Source organism: Leucogemmata humicola, assembly GCF_055379415.1.
Genome location: NZ_AP040875.1, coordinates 4,497,907 through 4,515,567 on the forward strand (window position 1 = coordinate 4,497,907; position 17,661 = coordinate 4,515,567).

Here is a 17,661-nt window from a genome sequence, read left to right on the forward strand (position 1 = left end):
GCGAGCCCCGGTCCTGCTCCTTCATATAGAAGGCCGCCCTACCCAGGCCCGCATGGCCCCGAAGGGATCCTTGGGCCTCGACTTGGCCAACTCCACGATCCTGGCGACGGCCCGGCGCAGATCCCCCTGCTCCCGCCACCACACCTCATCGAACAGATCGAGGTCCGTATCGTAGATCCGGTGCGCCATCAGCGCCGCATTGTCGAGCCGAACGCGCACCAGCGAACGAGGACTGTAAGTCTTGAGCTGCGGCCCCAAACGCTCGACCAGATCCCGGCGGGCTTGCGCGTAGACACTATCGCGAGCGACGAGCCGCGCCAGCGAATCAGACGGATGCGCGGCGAACGCCGAATCGACGGTCTTGTAGAGCTGAGCCCAGAAGCGCGACAGCACCTTCTCATCGGCCCAGCGTGCGTCCTCACCGTCCGCCGCCGTGGGCGCGCCCCGCGATCGAAAAAACCACGCGGAGCCGCGCGCGCCAACGAAATTGGCGAATGATTCATTGAACACCGTCTGACCGCTCGCGTAAAACGTGTTGTGCGTCAGCTCGTGGATGACCGTGTTCGCCAGATCGAGCGAGTCGGCACGCAATGACGTGGAGAGCAACGGATCGTTGAACCAGCCGAGTGTGCTGAATGCCGGCGACGGTCGGAGGTAGACGTCGAAGCCGGCGGCGTCGAGTGACTGACCCGCCTTTCGCGCCGCCTCGAAGTCGAAGAATCCTTTGTACGGAACGCGGCCAACAATCGGAAACCACCACGTGTACGGCACGAGACGGTCGCGGTACGCGCCCGATAGGACCATGACCAGTGTGTCGCGATCGAGCGGGCTGTACGTCGTGAAGCTCTCTTTCGCGCGCAGTCCAATCGATTCGGCCGCAAAGCTTCGCGCGGCGAGCACGAGACGAAGCTTCGACGCGATAGCCGGCTTGGTCGCGGAGTCGGCGACGATCGCGTCGATCGGGCGTCGCCGAGCCAAAATGCGCCCCTCGGCCAGCGCAGCACGCACGAGGTAGCGCCCGGTTGGAGCGAGTGCGAGGTAGGCCGCGACCGCGAGAAGAACCACGCCGATGACACGACGCGCGACCTTCCAGCTAATCCATTGATATGAAAACACTTACAAGCGAGAAAAAAGTTCGGTTCGTTTTGACACCGTCGGGGCCGTATCGCTATCTTCACCAAGATGTCCTTCGTCCACCTCCATTGCCACTCGGAATACTCGCTTCTCGACGGCGCTAACCGGATCGAAGATCTGATCCGTCGCGCACAGGAGCTCGAGCAACCGGCGCTGGCGATCACCGATCACGGAAATCTTCACGCCGCCTGGGAATTCCAGGAAAAGGCGAAGAAAGCCAAGATCAAGCCGATCCTTGGCATGGAGGCGTACGTCGCGCCCGGAGATCGGCGGACGAAGACGCGCGCCACGCCGGGCGCCAAGGCGTACTACCACCTCGTGCTGCTCGCGCGGGACATGACCGGCTACAAGAACCTGGTCAAGCTCTCGTCGCTCGCGTATACCGAAGGCTTCTACTCCAAGCCGCGCATCGATCGCGAGTTACTCGCCAAGTACAGCGAAGGGCTCATCGTCTCGTCGGCGTGTCTGGCCGGTGAAGTCGCGCAGCATCTGATGGACGATCGGATCGACCAAGCGCGTGAAGTCGCGGCCTGGTACGCCGAGCTGTTCAAAGGCCGGTACTACCTCGAGGTGCAGGCGCACGAGTCCGAAGGTCAGGCGAAGCTCAACGAACGCATTTTCGCGCTGTCGGACGAGCTCGGACTGCCAGTGATCGCGACGAACGACGCGCACTTCTTGAAGAGCACCGATCACGACGCGCACGACGTGCTGCTCTGTATCGGACTCGGCAAGGATCGCAGCGACGCCGACCGCATGCACTACGATCGCGGCCTGTACTTCAAGAGCGCACCGGAAATCGCGAATCATTTCAAGTCGCGTCCCGACGTTCTCGAGAATACGCTCAAGATCGCCGACGAAGTCAGCGTCGAGTTCGGAAAGAAGTATCATCTGCCAGCGTTCCCGCTCACGCCCGACGTCTCGAGCGAGAACGAGCTGCTGATGAAACTCGCGACCGCAGGCACGATTGAACGGTATGGCGACCCCATGCCCGACAACGTGCGTGAGCGGCTCGACTACGAGCTCGGCGTCATCACGAAGACGGGCTATGCGGGCTACTTCCTCATCGTCGCCGACTTCATCAAGGCGGCACGCGATCGCGGAATCCCGGTAGGACCCGGCCGAGGATCCGCCGCGGGCTCGCTCGTGGCGTATGCGCTCAAGATCACGAACGTCTGTCCGCTCAAGTACGATCTGCTCTTTGAGCGTTTTCTGAATCCCGAGCGCGTGTCGATGCCTGACGTCGACGTCGACTTCTGCTTCGAGCGACGCGGCGAGGTGATCGAATACGTTCGGCAGAAGTACGGCAAGGCATCGGTCTGCCAGATCGTAACGTTCGGAACGATGAAGTCGCGCGCCGCGATCAAGGACGTAGGCCGCACGCTCGGCTTCACGCCAGCGGAGACGGACGCGCTCGCGAAGCTGATTCCGAACGCGCCGAACTTCTCGCTCACAGTCAAGGAAGCGGTCGATCAGATCGCCGACGTTGGCAAGCTGTATCGCGGCGACGAGCGTTATCGCCAACTGCTCGATTACGCGATCGCACTCGAAGGTCTGTCGCGACACACCGGCGTGCACGCGGCCGGTGTCGTGATCGCGCCAGGGCCGGTGGACGACTACGTGCCAGTGTGCACACAATCGTCGAAGGGCTCAGGCGCTGGCAGTGATGAAGCGGTGGTCGTGAGTCAGTACGACATGAACTGCCTCGAGAAGGCAGGCATGCTCAAGATGGACTTCCTCGGCCTCACGACGCTTACCGTGATTCACGACGCGGTAGAAGGCATCCGTGCGCGTACGGGAGAAGTGATCGACGTCGACGGGCTGCTCGACCAGAACGACGAGCGCACCGAAAAGGTTTATCAGATGCTGCGCTCCGGCCGCACGACTGGCGTGTTCCAGTTCGAGTCGCCGCTCGCCACAGATATGCTGCGCAGCATGCGCTGCGACCGTTTCGACGATCTCGTGGCGTCGAGCGCGCTCATGCGCCCGGGTCCGCTCGATGCGGGCATGCATCGCGTGTATCAGCGTCGCAAGCGCGGCGAAGAGCCGGTGACGTACGCGTTGCCGGAGCTCGAGCCGATTCTGCGCGAAACGCAAGGCGTCATCACCTATCAAGAGCAGGTGATGCGTATTGCGCAGGTGCTCGGCGGCCTGTCGCTCGCCGAAGCAGACGTTCTTCGAAAGGCCGTCGGTAAGAAAGACGCGGAGCTCATCAAGCTCGAGCTCGGCAAGTTCGTCGAGAAGGCGATCGCGAAGGGCCACGACCGCAAGGTCATCGACGAGTTATCGGGACAGATTGAAACGTTCGGCCGCTACGGTTTCAACAAGTCTCACTCCGTTGCGTACTCCGTCATTTCGTATCAGACGGCGTGGCTCAAAGCGCACTTTCCGGCCGATTTCATGGCGGCGATTCTGTCGTCATCGATCGGCGACACGGATAGCGTCGTCAAGTTCATCAACGAGGCGCGCGAGATTGGGATCGAGGTCTTGCCGCCGGATGTGAACGAATCTGGATACAAGTTCACGGTGATCGGCGAAAAGCGGATGCGCTTTGGGCTCGGCGCCATTCGCAACGTCGGCCGCACGGCGATCGACTCGATCCTCGCGGCGCGAGCGAACGGGCCGTTCACGTCGTTCTACGACTTCTGCGATCGCGTCGATTTGCGGATGTGCAATCGGCGCGTGTTCGAAGCGTTGATCGCATCGGGTGCGCTGGACTCGCTCGGTGGACATCGCGGCCAGTACTCGGCCGTGCTCGACGTCGCGCTGCAGGAGGCGTCGCTCAAACAGCAGGAAGCGGCAATGGGGCAGTTTTCACTGCTCGGCGGGTCAGACAGTCCGACCGCGACCGCGAGTCCGCGCATTCTGCCGAACCTGCCCAAAATCAGCGATTCCGAACGTTTGGCGAAGGAAAAGGAGATCCTCGGCTTCTACATCTCCGGCCATCCGCTCGAGCCATTTCGGCTGGAATGCGAACTGTTCGCCACCCACGCCGTGTCTCAACTTGGGAAGTGGACAGACCAGCCCGTATCGCTTGGTGTCGTGGTCACGGCTGTCAAGAAGCAGATCAGCAAACGGTCGGGGGCTGAGTTCGCGCGGTTGACAGTTGAGGATTTTTCGGGATCTTCTGAAGTTCTGGTCTTTCCGGAAGCCTGGACGATGCTCGGAGACCGGGTCAAGACGGATGTACCTGTCGTATTGAAAGGCAGTTATTCGCGGCGAGATCAGGACGTTGAAAACCCCACCTTCATCGTCGAGTCGCTTTCGCCGTTTGTAGAACTTCGGTTGACGGGGCAGGTCGCGGTCGCATTGGAACTGGCATCGGGCGGCGATTTGACGCCCGAGATCATGCGCGACGTTCGATCGATCGTCGACAATCACGCGACGACGGCAGCATCATCGCCGCCGTTGGAAGTACAGTGGACCGACAGTACTGGTATGCGCGCCCGCTTGCGGTCGCGCTCATTGCGAATCGCGGCATCTCAGGCCGCACTCACAGATCTTCGCCGCGTTTTGGGCGAAGCTCGTGTTCGTCTCGTGCGCGGGAGCTGACGTGGGGTCTTCCGTAACACTGGATTTCGAGAAGCCGATCGTCGAGTTGGAAAAGCAGATCGACGAGCTGAAGCGGCTCGCCGGTGGGCAGCAGTTGGACGTCGACGAAGAGATTGCGCCTCTCGAAAAAAAGCTGACTGCCTTGCGCGAAGAGATCTACAAGAATCTCTCGCCGTGGCAGCGCGTGCAGGTCGCTCGCAGCGCGAAGCGGCCGTTCACGCTCGATTACATCCAACTGGCGTTCACGGATTTCATCGAACTGCACGGCGACCGTGCGTTCCGTGAGGACGCGGCCATCGTTGGCGGTTGGGCGCGGCTCGACGGCGAGACCGTAATGGTGATCGGCCAACAGCGCGGCCGCGACACCAAAGAAATCCTGAAGCGCAACTTCGGCATGCCGCATCCGGAGGGCTATCGAAAAGCCCTTCGCCTGATGAAGCTCGCCGAGAAATTTCACGTACCGGTGATCACCTTCATCGATACGATGGGTGCGTGGGCTGGACTCGGCGCCGAGGAACGCGGCCAGTCGGAGGCGATCGCGACGAATCTGTTCGAGATGAGCCGCCTCGAGGTACCGATCATCGCCACGGTCATCGGCGAAGGCGGCTCCGGCGGCGCACTCGCACTCGGCGTTGCCGATCGCACGAACATGCTCGAGAACGCCGTGTATTCGGTGATCACCGTCGAGGGCTGCGCCACGATTCTATGGAAGGACGGCAAGAGCCCGGAGATGCGCGAGAAGGCAGCGTCCGCGCTGCGCATCACCGCTCAGGACCTCATGGAACTGAGGGTCATCGACGAGATCATCCCGGAGCCACCCGGCGGTGCCCACGCCAACCACGAGCAGACCGCCCAGGCGGTGCACGACACGCTCGTGCGACAGCTCGAGGACCTGCGGCGGTACAAACCGGACAAACTCGTCCGGCGACGCCGGGATAAGTTTCTGAGAATGGGGCAATTCCAAGAATAGGTCTCAGGTGTGAGGTCTGAGGTCTCAGGTCCCTGGTCTCAGGTCACTGGTCTGAGACCGCGAGTTGCACGCCTTAACCCACAGACCAGAGACCAGAGACCTCAGACCTAAATCATGCTGATCGAAGTCTCGTTCAAGGGAAATCGAAAAGACTTCTTCCTGTGGGAGGAAGACGAAGCGCCGCCTCTCAAGGCAGGCGTGATCGTCGACGCTGACCGCGGCGAGGATCTCGGTTTCGTGCATGCCCTGGGCGAGCTCGCTGAGAAGCGCAACGCCGGAACGCCGCACGGATATGGCGCAGCCGGTACAGCGAAAAAGGCTCGGCGCCTGGCGACACCAGACGACGTGCAGCGGTCGCACGAGCTCCGCGAACAGGACGAGGACGCGCGTCGCAAAGCGATGGAGCGCGTGAAGGCGAACGATCTCGTGATGAAGCTGTCCGACGCCGAATGGCAGTGGGATCGGAAGAAGCTCACGCTGTATTTCACCGCCGAAAAGCGCGTCGACTTCCGAACGCTCGTCCGCGAGCTGGCGTCGATGTTCCGCACGCGAATCGAGCTCAAGCAGATCGGTGTGCGCGACGAAGCCAAGCGTCTCGACGGCATCGGTCGCTGCGGCCGACAGTACTGTTCGTCGTCATGGCTGCCAGAACTTCGTCCGGTGAACCTCGGCGTCGCCAAGGATCAACGACTTTCGTTGAATCCGTCGCAGATCTCTGGCGCGTGCGGACGCCTGATGTGCTGCCTGCGCTACGAGCACGAGTTCTACGCGCAGAGTCGGAAGCGCTTCCCGAAAGAAGGGAAAATGATTCGGACGAAGCGTGGCGAAGAGAAGATCATCGCGAACGACATCTTTCGTGAGCGCGTCACGCTGCGCGGCGAAGATGGCGAGGTGCGAGTCATTTCACTCGTCGACCTGCGCGCCGAGGCCGACGAGGTCGGCGCTCCACTGCCTGCTGTCGCGGCGGTAGCGGCCGCCGCGCCGGCCGTCGAGGAAGATGAAGGCGTGGATATCGCTCTCGAAGAAATCATCGAGGTCGAGACAGAAGTCGTCGCCGAGGCGGCGGACGAAGACGAATCGGGGCCTGATGGCGAAGCCGCCGACTCGAGCGATGGCAAGGAACGACGACCACATCGCCGGCGTGGTCGTCGCGGTGGAAGACGCAATCGTCCAGGCGGACGCGGCCCGCGCGACGGGTCGCCGGGAACTCCGGACGCGCCGACACAGAACGGAGAAAGCTGAGTGGGACGGTTCTATCTGACGACCGCCATCGATTACGCGAATGGCGATCCGCACATTGGTCACGCGTACGAGAAAATTGGCGCCGACGTCATCGCACGGTATCGCCGGATGTGCGGCGATGACGTCTGGTTCCTCACGGGCGTCGACGAACATGGCCAGAAGGTCGCGCAAGCTGCGGCCGATCGCGGTGTGTCGCCGCAGGAATTCGTCGATGAGATCGCCGGCCGCTTCGAGAAGATGTGGGCGCGCCTGTCGATCTCGAACGACATCTTCATGCGTACGACGGGCGAGAGCCACAAGCGTGGCGTTCGCGCGCTGATCGAGCGCATCCACGAGCGCTCGCCCAACGACTTCTACGAAAAGGGCTACGAAGGCTGGTATTGCGTCGGCTGCGAGCTGTTCAAGCGCGACGACGAAATCGTCGATGGCAAGTGCGTGCTCCATCCGACGCGCGAGCTACAGTGGACGACCGAACGCAATTGGTTCTTCCGCCTGTCGTCGTACGAAGGTTTCGTGCGTCAGCTGTTCGAAGATCACCCGTCCTTTCTGGCGCCCGAGACTCGGCGAAACGAAATCCTGTCCCTGCTCGAGCAGGGCTTGGAAGACATTTCGATCACGCGCTCGCGACTATCGTGGGCCATTCCCTTCCCGCTGCCGCTCTCGACGGGCGAGACGCAGGGCACGTGGGTGTGGTTCGACGCGTTGCCGAATTACCTCACGGCGACTGGCTTCCCCGATGAAGGATACGAGACGCGCTGGCCGGCTCAGTTGCACGTGATCGGCAAAGACATCACGCGTCTGCACTGCGTGATCTGGCCTGCGATGCTCAAGGCGGCCGGGATCGAGCTGCCCAAGCAGGTGTGGGCGCACGGTTTTGTGCTGCTATCCGGTGAGCGATTTAGCAAATCGTCTGGCGTGCGCTTGGACGTCGACGAAACCATCGACCGCTACGGCGCCGATGCGCTTCGCTATTTCCTCATGCGCGAAGTCCCCTTCGACGCTGACGGGAGCTTTTCGTACGAACGCTTCGACGACCGATACGTCTCCGACCTCGCGAACGCCCTTGGCAATCTGGCCAGTCGCGCGATCTCGATGGTCGAGAAGTACTGCGACAGCGTCGTGCCCACGGGCGCGCGAGGCGAGCTCGATCGCGCGGATGAAGCCGAGTTGGTCGAGTACCACACTGCGATGAGCGGTGGCGGCGAGTTTCTGCTGCACGAGGGACTCAAGCGCGTCATGGCGTGCGTTACACGCGGCAATGAATTCGTGCAATCGAGTCAACCGTGGGCGCTCGCGAAGAACCAGGAGCTGCGGCCGCAGCTCGAGTCAGTGCTCGCTGCGATCATTCGCCAGATTGCGCGTCACGCCATCTATCTCGCGCCGTTCATGCCGACCAAGTCGCAGGAGCTGTGGGAACAGCTCGGCGGGCGCGGAAAGGTGAGCGACCAGCGCTTTGCGGACGTCGCGACACTCGACGTCACGGGATGGCGTGTAGCGAAGGGCGCGTCGCTGTTCCCAAAGCCGCAGCCAGTGGCGAAAACGGAGTACTAAGCGGCGAGCGATTGCGGGCTACGTGCAAAAAAAAGCTGGGACTCTTCATTCGTACTGAAGGGTCCCAGCTTTTTTTCAACTTCGCCAGGCTATGGCTTTTTCGGTGCTGGTGTCGTCGTCGGCGGCGGCGTCGTCGCAGGCGCGGTCGCCGGCGCTGCTCCGGGCGGCTTGGAGAAATCAACCGACGGCGGACCCTGCTGCGCATCGCCAGTCGCCGTGAAATACTTTCGCGGATGCGCGCCGGTGACCTTCGCGGTCAATACCGCCGGGAACTGACGGATGAATGCATTGTACGCGTTCACCGCCTGGTTGTAATCGTTGCGCGACACGGCAATACGATTCTCCGTACCCGTCAACTCGTCCTGTAGCCGAATGAAGCTCTGGTCGGCTTTCAAATTCGGATATGCCTCGACCGATACCATCAGTTTGCCGAGCGCGCCGGTCAACTGATTGTTCGCGTTGGCCATCTGTTCGGCGTCTTTCGACTGAATCGCATTCACGAGGCCGGCACGCGCCTGCGTCACTTGCGTGAGTACGGTCTCTTCGTGCTGGGCGTAGCCCTTCACGGTGTTTACGAGATTTGGAATCAGATCAGCGCGACGTTGCAGCTGAACTTCAATCTGACTCTGCGCTGCACCAGCCTGCTCATCCAGCGACTGGATGCGGTTGTACCCGCACGCGCCGAGAGGAAGCAGAAGCAGAAGAGCGAGCCAGCGTTTCATGTGCGTAACTCCTCAATGAGGGGTGGTGACGAAGAACACTACGATCCAACACAGCAACGAGTTCCAGAGCTGAGCGCGCCGCTGCATTGCGCTCCCATCCAAGACGACTGGTGCTTACGTAGCCGCCTGATACTTATCGAGATACGCCACAAGCTGCTCCATTCCCCGCAAATAGCCGGCGAGGACGCTAGAAACGTCAGCGGACGGAAGGGTTGCTTCAGCGCGCACGTGACGGACGACGCGCGCAAACGGCGTTGCGTCGAATCCGGCGTGTTTGGCGACAGCGTCCGACAGCGCAACGTTGTCCGTAGGTGGCTTTTCGTTGAGCATTCGCAGAAACGCGCGAAAGATGATCATGATCGTGCTGGCGCTCGCGGCAAGCAGCTCGAGTTGACGCTGCCCCTCGTTTCCCGACGCCAGCACGCCCTGCCGGAGCTTGATCAGCTTGCCCATCGCCTCCTGCTCGAGCTGCAGGCGCAAATCCTTGAGATCGACGCGAATGCCTTCGAAGGGCGATTCACCGTGGAGCACGCGATGTCGCTCGAGGATATCGGCGTACTCCATTGGAAAGATGTCGGCCGACCCGCGCCACTCAGAGGTTGTCAGCGTGAGCGGCGCCGGATTGCCGGCGTCTGCCCACGCGCGCGACGCTGCCGACGCAGCCGCCAGTCGCGACGCATCGAGCGCGTCGACGAGCACGAGCACGTTGTAGTCAGACCGCTTCGGATCGCGTTCGCCCGCCGCAGACGAGCCGTACAGCACGACAGAGCGAAGTGCGCTGCCGTACGCCGCCTTCAGTTGCGATACGAGCTCGTCGAGTGTCATTCGCGCCATGGTCACCAGGATCCGCTAGAGCCACCACCGCCGAACCCGCCTCCGCCACCGAAACCGCCGAATCCACCCCCACCGCCGCCAAAACCACCACCGCCACCGAACCCGCCTCCGCCCCATCCGCCGCGACCACCACCGCCCATCGGAATGAAGATCGGAAGGCATCCGCCGCGTCTGCGCCCTCCGCCCAACGCGGAGAGAATCACGAACAGAATGATCAGGTAGACGAAGGGCGGAATCCCTCCACCACTACCCTGACGCACGCGCTGCCGTGTGGGCGGCGGTTGAAACGTGCTATCGATCTGAAAGTTGAATTCGCCGGCGAAGCGCTGCGCGATGCGCAGCGTCATCAACTCGATGCCGCCACCGTAGTCGCGCTGACGAAAGTATGGAATAGCCTCATCGCGGATCTGGCCGGTCGTCGCGTCGGTAATGAAACCCTCGGCGCCGAATCCAACTTCGGTGCGCACGTGGCCCTGACCGTCCGCGCTCGTCTCTTTCGGCACGACGAGCAGAATGACGCCCGTATTTCGCGCGGTGTCGCCTGGCTTACCGTTCTGCCCGACCTTCCACTCGCGACCGATCCGGAGTGCTACCTCTTCGATGGGTCGGCCGCCCAGATCCGGCAGCGTGACGACCACGATCTCGCCGCCCGATTTCGCGCGCACGTCGGCAATGATTCGCTCGATCGTCCCCGCGGTAGCCGCAGGAATGACGTGCGCGAAGTCGTTGACGTATCCTTGGGGCGCCGGAATCTGCAGCCCCTGGAACGCGGTCGTGAGCAGCGCGAGTGCGAGAAGCGGCAGTGCACGAAGTGACACAGTGGTAAGCTAACTAGCTCAGCGGTGCCCGAGACGGACGTCGGGACGATCACTCAGCGCGTTGATGAGCCGCGCCGAAAATTCGCGAATCTCTTCCGTGATCGCCTCTGCCTGACTTACGAGATATCCGCGCCCGAGTGTCAGTGCGACCCCCACCGCCAGGCCGAAGGTCGTTGGCGTGAGTGCGGCGGCAAAGCCCGCCGATAGCCGCGCATCGTGGTCGGCGCCTGCACCAGATCGGAGCAACGCGTCGCGAAAGCCGTGGACCGAGCCGAGCACGCCCAGGAGAATGGCGACGACGGCAAGCGTAGGCAGATACTGCAGCCGCCGGGTCAACTTCGGTACGACGGTCAGGTTGGCCGCCGTCGCCACGTTCTGAAGGTCGGCCTCATCGCGGCTCCGGCTTCGCAAAATGAGAAGCCCAATGTCCGGAAGCGACGCGCTCGAATTCGCGCACAACTTGATGGCTTCGTCCAATTTGCCGCCACGAACGAGCTGAATGATCCGTTCGATGAAGACGCGGCCGTTGTTTTTGGATCGGAACACAATCACGTACAGCCGTTCGATGACGACGGCGATCCCAACGAGGCCAACTAGCGCGATGACCAGCATGATCGGCCCGCCCTCCTGGAACCACCCCACCATCGTGCGCATGTCGTCGTAAGCTCGGTACGTGACCCACTACCTCTCGTGACCGAGAGTCAGACGCTCCCAAGGGTGCAAGACACATGCCCTACGCCGAAAGCCGTACGAACGCCGGAGAGTGTTGCTGCGTAATGGTTTGTGGCGACTGTGCCCGTTGCGTAACTTTGAGTGCCAGGGCGCGCACTCCGCCGAACCTACCCACCGTCTCATGCGACATACCTTCCTTCGAATTCTCGTTGCCTCGTCGCTCGTCGCAGCCTGCTCGCGAGCCGACGCTGGAGCCCGCGACGCCAAGGTCGCGAGCAGCGATCGCGCTGCCGTCACCGAAAGCGGAACGCTCGCCCCGACGCTCGTCGCCGACACAATCAGCGATCGCGCTGACCGCGGACGCATCATGGGCGACAGCACGGCAAAGGTGTGGCTCATCATGGCCAGCGACTTTCAGTGCCCGTTCTGCAAACAGTGGCACGACGCTGCATTCGCCGGGATCGTGAAGGACTACGTCGCCAAGGGCCGCGTTCGACTCGCGTACCTCAACTACCCACTCGGCCAGCACCAGAACGCCATGCCCGCCGCAGAGGCGGCGATGTGCGCGTCGGTGCAGGGCAAGTTCTGGCCAATGCACGACGCGCTGTTCGCCACGCAAGCCAAATGGGAAACCGTCAAGAACGCCACGCCACTCTTCGACTCGTTGGCGACCGCGACCGGAGTCAACATGTCGACGTATCGTCAGTGCGTGAGCAAGCACCTGACGCTTCCGCTAATTCAAGCGGACCACGATCGCGCGCAGCAGTCGGGCGTGAACTCCACACCGACGTTCTTCATTGGTGATCAGATCTTCGCCAGCGCATCGGCGGACGTTCGCGCCGCGCTCGACGCGGCGCTCGCAAAAGCCGGCGGCGCCGCTGGCAAAAAGCCGTAATCGAATCGGTGAAGATACCGGTCCAGCTCGGGTATCGCGCACTCGCGCAGATCGCGCGTGGTGCAGCCGTAGTCGCACCGAATAGCGACTCGAAGTTTCTTCGATCGCTACGCGCGCGTCGTGGAATTCGCGGGCGGTATCGTGAGTGGGCAGCATCGCGTCGCGACCGATCGCGACCGTTGCTATGGATGCACGCGCCGTCGGTTGGCGAAGGCCTTCAAGCCCGACCGATTCTCGAATTGGCGCGCGTGCGACGCCCGGAGCTGCAGCTCGCCTACACATATTTCTCGCCGAGTGCGCCGACATTTGCGCGCGATCTGGACGTCGACTTCCGCGACTATCTGCCGTTCGACACGCCGGGCGACGCGCGTGTTGTGCTCGACGCACTCAAGCCAACGGCACTCGTCTTCTCCAAGCTCGACGTGTGGCCGGTCATTACGCGCGAAGCACGCGCACGTGGAGTGCGACTTGGGCTCGTCAGCGCGACGTTGGCGCGTGGATCGTCGCGTCGGTCGCGCACGGCCACGACGCTGCTGCGCGACGCTTACGCCGCACTCGAAGTCGTCGGCGCAATCGATGCGGCAGACGCCGATCGTCTCGTGGAGTTGGGGGTTCGCCCCGATGCAATCGTCCTCACCGGTGACACGCGCTACGATCAGGTTTGGCTTCGTGCGCAACGCGTCGATCGTGCGAGCCCAATGCTCGAACGATTGCGCAATCGCCGCTCGACAATCGTCGCGGGTTCGACGTGGCCGGCAGATGAAGCCGTCCTCCTACCCGCATTCGAAGCCCTGCGTCGCAGCGGTGGCGACGCGCGACTGATCATCGCGCCTCACGAGCCAACACTCGAGCATGTCGCACGCATTGTTGATGCGGCGCGGCGTTCACGTTTGACCGTCGCACGCATCGACGATACCGACGCCGCGGCGCGCGATGCCGATGTCGTCATCATTGACCGCGTTGGGATCCTCGGTGAGCTGTACGCGCTTGCCGATGTTGCGTACGTCGGCGGCGGGTTTCACGCCGCTGGCCTGCACTCGGTGCTCGAACCGGCAGCCTTCGGTGCGCCTGTCATCTTCGGTCCGCGCCACGAGATGAGCCGTGACGCGACGTTGCTCTCGCAGCGCGGCGGTGGCGTGTCCGTGGCCAATGAGGCGGACATGTGTCGGCGTTTGCGGCTGTGGACGACCGATCAGGCAATGCGACGCGACGCTGGAAATTACGCGCGCGCGCTCGTGCGAAGCGGTATCGGTGCGGCCGAGCGATCATTCGAACTGATCGATCGCTTGTTGCGATAGCGATTCGCGCCAGCAAACGGGTTTGTCGCTCGGCGGACATCTCAGATACTTAGAACAGAAACAGCCGGATTGACCGGAAACTGCCTGCATATCAAGCGCTGTTCATCCGGCCGTTTCCGTGAATCCGGCGGTTTCCGTTCATCAATTTGTGGGACTGTCCCCCATCCAGCAGCCTAGCGAGGGGGCGCGTTCATCAATTTGTGGGAACTATCCCGCATCCAGCAGCCTATCGAGCGGCTCGTTCCTTCGCCGGCTGCGCCGGTAGGTGCGACGGCCGATGCAGGAAGAAACCCTGCACGAGATGCACGCCCAATTCCTGGACGGCTTTGAACTCCTCCGCGCGCTCCACGCCTTCGGCAACGACTTTCGCACCGTGGTCGTTGGCGAACTTCACCATCGTCGCGACGAGATTCTGCTTGATGAAATTCGTATCGATCGCGTTGATGAGCGAAATATCGAGCTTGATGAAGTCCGGCTCGAGGTTGGCGATCGAACCCAGACCCGCGTACCCGCTGCCGGCGTCGTCGACTGCGAAGCGGAAGCCACGCTCGCGGAATAGACGCAGACGCTCGCGGAACTTTGGATAATCCTTGATCGCCGTGCGCTCGGTGATCTCGATGACCACGCGCTCGGGATACTTCACTTCGTTCTCGTCGAACGCCGGATCGCTGAAATCGTGCGGATCGACATTGAGAAAGAGCAGTTCGTTCGGCTGCAGTCTCGTATCGATTCCCTCGATCGCTCGGCTGCGGCATAGGCGACTGAGCTCCCACACCAGGTCAGCCTCCGCAGCGACATCGAACATCACTTCGGGGCTGCGCAGACTGCGCATCACGCCGCGCGCCAAGGCCTCGTAGCCGAAGATCTCGCGCGTCTCGGTGACGACGATCGGGTGATAGTCGACATACACCGCGCGATCGCGAAGACTCGACCGAAGATCCGCCACTCGGCGTGCTCGCTCGCGCTCTTCGATCGAGCGCGATGCATTGGCCGCTTCGCGAATGCCGCGGTAGATCAACCGCTCGAGACGAATCTTTGGATTGTAGTACACGTGCGCGCGTCCGACGTAAATGTCGAACAGCGCGGCGATGTCCTCACCATGCTGCGCTTCGATGCGCCCGCCAACGTGGCGCTGCAGTCGCGCCACCATCTCGGTAATCTCCGACTCCGATGCCGCCGCCACACCGGCCGCCGGCACGTGGAAGAAGATGAAATCGTCGTCGTTGGTGAAACTGACCATGACGCGCGATGTGCTGAGAGCGGTATCGTCGAGAAATTCTCGGACGGCCGCAGCCGTTGTTTCGAGCACCGCGTCCAGCTTTTCCCATCCGTAAATCTCTTCGATCTTCGAGTACCGCACGAAGTTCAGATAGAGCACGACGAGCTCGCCACGCTCTTTGAACAAGTTGCGCGATCGCTCGATCATCACGGGCAGTGTCGGCAGGCCCGTGAGTGAATCGTGAAGCATCTGCTCGTATTCAACGCGCTCGACGAGATCAGACGCGACCGGTCCGGGCACCGTTCCACGGCCCACGGCGGCGCGAATACGCTGCCCCATCTCTTCGGGATCCGTAGGACAGCGGAACCACTCTTCGACCTTGAGCTCCACGGCGCGACGCCGCGACGTATCGTCCGCGCACGCGACAACTACCGGGATCGCACCCGCGTGCGCTCGCTCGACCACAGCGCGCAGAATGGTTGGGTCGGACGTACTGATCAGTACCGCACGCGCCTCCGGCCGAGCGCTTATCGCGTCGGCAAGATCTTTGGATGCGACGCGCTCAACCTGCCATCCCTCGAGAGTGTCGATCGCCTTCTCGAGAGCGGGATCGTCGAAATCAGTGAGCAGAAGTGATTCGCTCACGCCGACCCGAGTGGCGTCACGACGCCTTGGCTTGCTGCATATCGAGGTTTCGTTGGACCGTCGCAGCCAAAGTTGGAAGATCGAATGGCTTTTCTACGTAATCGTCTGCGCCAATCTGCAGCGCTTCGCGCTTGTCGCGCCATTCGTCGAGCGCCGTGACCATGATTACGCGAACCGAGCGTCCAAGCGTTGGATGCTGCTTCATCACTCGGCACACTTCCCAGCCGTCTCGGCCGGGCATCATCACGTCGAGTAGAACTATAGCGGGGCGTACGGTCTCGAAGAGCGTGAGCGCCTCATCGCCGCTATGCGCCACGGTGATCGGATATCCGCGTATCTCGAGATACTGCCGGATGATCTCCGCATTGTCGTGGTTGTCGTCGACCACCAGAATCGGTGGAAGTGAGCCCTTGCTCATCCGTATGCCCTTGTGCGCGTTCGCCTGTGCGCGCCCCCCGCGCACCTCTGCAGTTGAGAAAGGCAATTCACAAGCCAGCTATCGAGTTGCCATGGCACGCGAAACACCAAGACCGAACTGAGGGCCTCCCGGACCACCAACGGCCCGCGGTCGGCTTTGCCCCAGGTCCACGCCTCCGGTAATCCCCCACGAGTCCGTCAGCCCCACGTCGAGTCCGATCGCGATGCGCACGAGGTTGTCGGGCGCAGAGCCTCCGGTGAAGAACACGAGCGCTGGGGCGGTATAGAGCGAGAAGCCGCGACCGAACCCTCCGGTGTGCTTCCAACCGAACGCGACGCCGACCGGTAACTCGCCCGAGTTCGTGATCGAATCAAAGACTGCGAGAATCGCCGGATTCTTGTGGCTGGAGGCCCCACCAGCTCCGGCGAACAGCGCCAGACCAATCGAGCTCGATGATGGAACCAGCGGCACGGCGACTCTAACGCCATAGGCCGCGCTCGACCCCACAGCATTTCCCGTCTGAAATCCAACGCCGCCGCTGACCTGAATTCGAAGCCCAGGTGCCCACGACCCCGCGGCCCCGATCACACTGCGACCGTTGCCTGCGCCGCCGTCGATCGCGAACATGATCCCTGGAGTTGCCCATGCGTTCTGCAAGACCGGCACGCCTGGTAGTTGAGCGCTCGCCCCCGACGCCGCGGCGAGCGTCAGCAGGAATGGTAGGATTCTCACGTTGGGTTTTCCGGTGTGGTTGAGCGACGAACCGAGCAAGCATCGTGCGCCGCCGCCATCGCCTCGCGCGTCCAGCTCCGACGAAGGCTCAGGATATGATAGGCCGTCCGCTGATGGCTCCCCCTGTGATGAGCACGCCGGGCACAGGCCTCCGCCTTTGCGCAACGCAGGGCGTGGCCGGTCAACCCTCTTTACGACCGCGACACCTGAGCGTTAGAGGACTTTTATAGGGCGCGATCGAAGACGCCTATTTCGTCACACGGAACGTCATCGCGCGTCTAGAAAATGTGAATTGCCGCCGTGTTCTGGCCGCAAAATAACTTGCGCTGAATTGATGGTTTCGGCACGTTGTCAAACGTTCACAATCTTCACTCGTATCGGAGGTTTGTGTGTATAGTTGCCGTCGGATTCTCTCCTCACTCGCGGTCGGACTCGTCGGGATTGGTTGTGCCTCAGCGCATTCCGACCCGAACGCAGCAGCAGTCAACGCGGGCTTGACTGGCGGTCTCGGACCGGCAACGCTCCAGTGGTCCGGATCGTTTCAGGCCGTCCAACAACAGAGCGGCGACGCGAACGCGCCGCGCGGCCGCAACAACGCCACGGGCACCGCGGTGCTCGTGGCCGAGTCACCCACCCTCATTCGGGCGCGGATCAACATCAGCGATGTCTCAGGATCCGCGCAGTACTATCACTGGGCACTCGTCAGCGGACGGTGTGGCTCCGGCGCGATTCCAATGCTTACCGTCAGCCAGTTCCCCGACATTTCCATGTCGAACAACCGCGGACACGTAGATGGGACCGTACCGCTCCCGCTTCCGACCTCCGGGAACCTTCACGTGAATGTCTACCGGAGCAACGGTGGCGACGAGGCCGACGTCATTACGTGCGCCAATCTGCGCCTGGAGCCAAGAAAGGAGTAGATCGCAGCCGCGATGAGTAAAAGAAAAATTCGGGCGATACCA

Annotated in this window: 15 protein-coding genes; 7 read left to right on the forward strand and 8 right to left on the reverse strand. The window is 62.1% G+C overall.

Going from position 1 to position 17,661, the window contains the following annotated elements:
• Nucleotides 1–21: 21 nt before the first annotated feature.
• Entirely contained in the window at nucleotides 22–1,116 is a 1,095-nt protein-coding gene (locus AC6H4Z_RS19235; protein WP_497543582.1) for an aminopeptidase, read from the reverse strand.
• Nucleotides 1,117–1,182: 66 nt separating this feature from the next.
• Here AC6H4Z_RS19235 and dnaE point away from each other — a divergent pair, with 66 nt between their 5' ends.
• The 4 genes from dnaE (at nucleotide 1,183) to metG (ending at nucleotide 8,446) form a co-directional block, all read left to right on the forward strand.
• The gene (gene dnaE / locus AC6H4Z_RS19240) at nucleotides 1,183–4,683 is read left to right on the forward strand and encodes a DNA polymerase III subunit alpha (protein WP_497543583.1); all 3,501 of its coding nucleotides are present in this window, start codon (nucleotides 1,183–1,185) and stop codon (nucleotides 4,681–4,683) included.
• A 1-nt stretch (nucleotide 4,684) separates the two neighbouring features.
• The gene (locus AC6H4Z_RS19245; protein ID WP_497543584.1) at nucleotides 4,685–5,653 is read left to right on the forward strand and encodes an acetyl-CoA carboxylase carboxyltransferase subunit alpha; all 969 of its coding nucleotides are present in this window, start codon (nucleotides 4,685–4,687) and stop codon (nucleotides 5,651–5,653) included.
• Nucleotides 5,654–5,767: 114 nt separating this feature from the next.
• Nucleotides 5,768–6,895: a PSP1 domain-containing protein gene (locus AC6H4Z_RS19250; RefSeq protein ID WP_497543585.1), complete on the forward strand. Its 1,128-nt coding sequence runs from the start codon at nucleotides 5,768–5,770 to the stop codon at nucleotides 6,893–6,895.
• Entirely contained in the window at nucleotides 6,896–8,446 is a 1,551-nt protein-coding gene (gene metG / locus AC6H4Z_RS19255) for a methionine--tRNA ligase (RefSeq protein ID WP_497543586.1), read from the forward strand.
• 89 nt (nucleotides 8,447–8,535) lie between these two features.
• Here the strand turns inward: metG and AC6H4Z_RS19260 are convergent, their stop codons facing one another.
• From AC6H4Z_RS19260 to AC6H4Z_RS19275, 4 genes are all read right to left on the reverse strand, one after another.
• Nucleotides 8,536–9,168: a LemA family protein gene (locus AC6H4Z_RS19260; RefSeq protein ID WP_497543587.1), complete on the reverse strand. Its 633-nt coding sequence runs from the start codon at nucleotides 9,166–9,168 to the stop codon at nucleotides 8,536–8,538.
• 114 nt (nucleotides 9,169–9,282) lie between these two features.
• Nucleotides 9,283–10,002, reverse strand: coding sequence for a hypothetical protein (locus tag AC6H4Z_RS19265; protein ID WP_497543588.1), 720 nt, complete (start codon nucleotides 10,000–10,002; stop codon nucleotides 9,283–9,285).
• Nucleotides 10,003–10,004: 2 nt separating this feature from the next.
• Complete coding sequence (locus AC6H4Z_RS19270) at nucleotides 10,005–10,820, reverse strand: TPM domain-containing protein (RefSeq protein WP_497543589.1); 816 nt, start codon at nucleotides 10,818–10,820, stop codon at nucleotides 10,005–10,007.
• Between the two features lie 18 nt (nucleotides 10,821–10,838).
• On the reverse strand, nucleotides 10,839–11,474 hold the full coding sequence (locus tag AC6H4Z_RS19275; protein WP_497543590.1) for a MotA/TolQ/ExbB proton channel family protein: 636 nt from the start codon (nucleotides 11,472–11,474) through the stop codon (nucleotides 10,839–10,841).
• 199 nt (nucleotides 11,475–11,673) lie between these two features.
• On the opposite strand from AC6H4Z_RS19275, the gene AC6H4Z_RS19280 reads away from it, so the two are divergent.
• Nucleotides 11,674–12,387: a DsbA family protein gene (locus AC6H4Z_RS19280; protein WP_497543591.1), complete on the forward strand. Its 714-nt coding sequence runs from the start codon at nucleotides 11,674–11,676 to the stop codon at nucleotides 12,385–12,387.
• 8 nt (nucleotides 12,388–12,395) lie between these two features.
• Nucleotides 12,396–13,685: a 3-deoxy-D-manno-octulosonic acid transferase gene (locus tag AC6H4Z_RS19285; protein ID WP_497543592.1), complete on the forward strand. Its 1,290-nt coding sequence runs from the start codon at nucleotides 12,396–12,398 to the stop codon at nucleotides 13,683–13,685.
• Between the two features lie 226 nt (nucleotides 13,686–13,911).
• Here the strand turns inward: AC6H4Z_RS19285 and AC6H4Z_RS19290 are convergent, their stop codons facing one another.
• The 3 genes from AC6H4Z_RS19290 to AC6H4Z_RS19300 form a co-directional block, all read right to left on the reverse strand.
• Nucleotides 13,912–15,549 carry an EAL domain-containing protein gene (locus AC6H4Z_RS19290; RefSeq protein WP_497543593.1) on the reverse strand — a complete coding sequence of 546 codons (1,638 nt, stop codon included), beginning with the start codon at nucleotides 15,547–15,549 and terminating at the stop codon, nucleotides 13,912–13,914.
• 16 nt (nucleotides 15,550–15,565) lie between these two features.
• Complete coding sequence (locus AC6H4Z_RS19295) at nucleotides 15,566–15,967, reverse strand: response regulator transcription factor (protein ID WP_497543594.1); 402 nt, start codon at nucleotides 15,965–15,967, stop codon at nucleotides 15,566–15,568.
• A gap of 78 nt (nucleotides 15,968–16,045) precedes the next feature.
• Complete coding sequence (locus AC6H4Z_RS19300; RefSeq protein ID WP_497543595.1) at nucleotides 16,046–16,699, reverse strand: hypothetical protein; 654 nt, start codon at nucleotides 16,697–16,699, stop codon at nucleotides 16,046–16,048.
• A gap of 389 nt (nucleotides 16,700–17,088) precedes the next feature.
• Here AC6H4Z_RS19300 and AC6H4Z_RS19305 point away from each other — a divergent pair, with 389 nt between their 5' ends.
• Nucleotides 17,089–17,619 carry a hypothetical protein gene (locus tag AC6H4Z_RS19305; protein WP_497543596.1) on the forward strand — a complete coding sequence of 177 codons (531 nt, stop codon included), beginning with the start codon at nucleotides 17,089–17,091 and terminating at the stop codon, nucleotides 17,617–17,619.
• The last annotated feature ends 42 nt before the right edge of the window (nucleotides 17,620–17,661 follow it).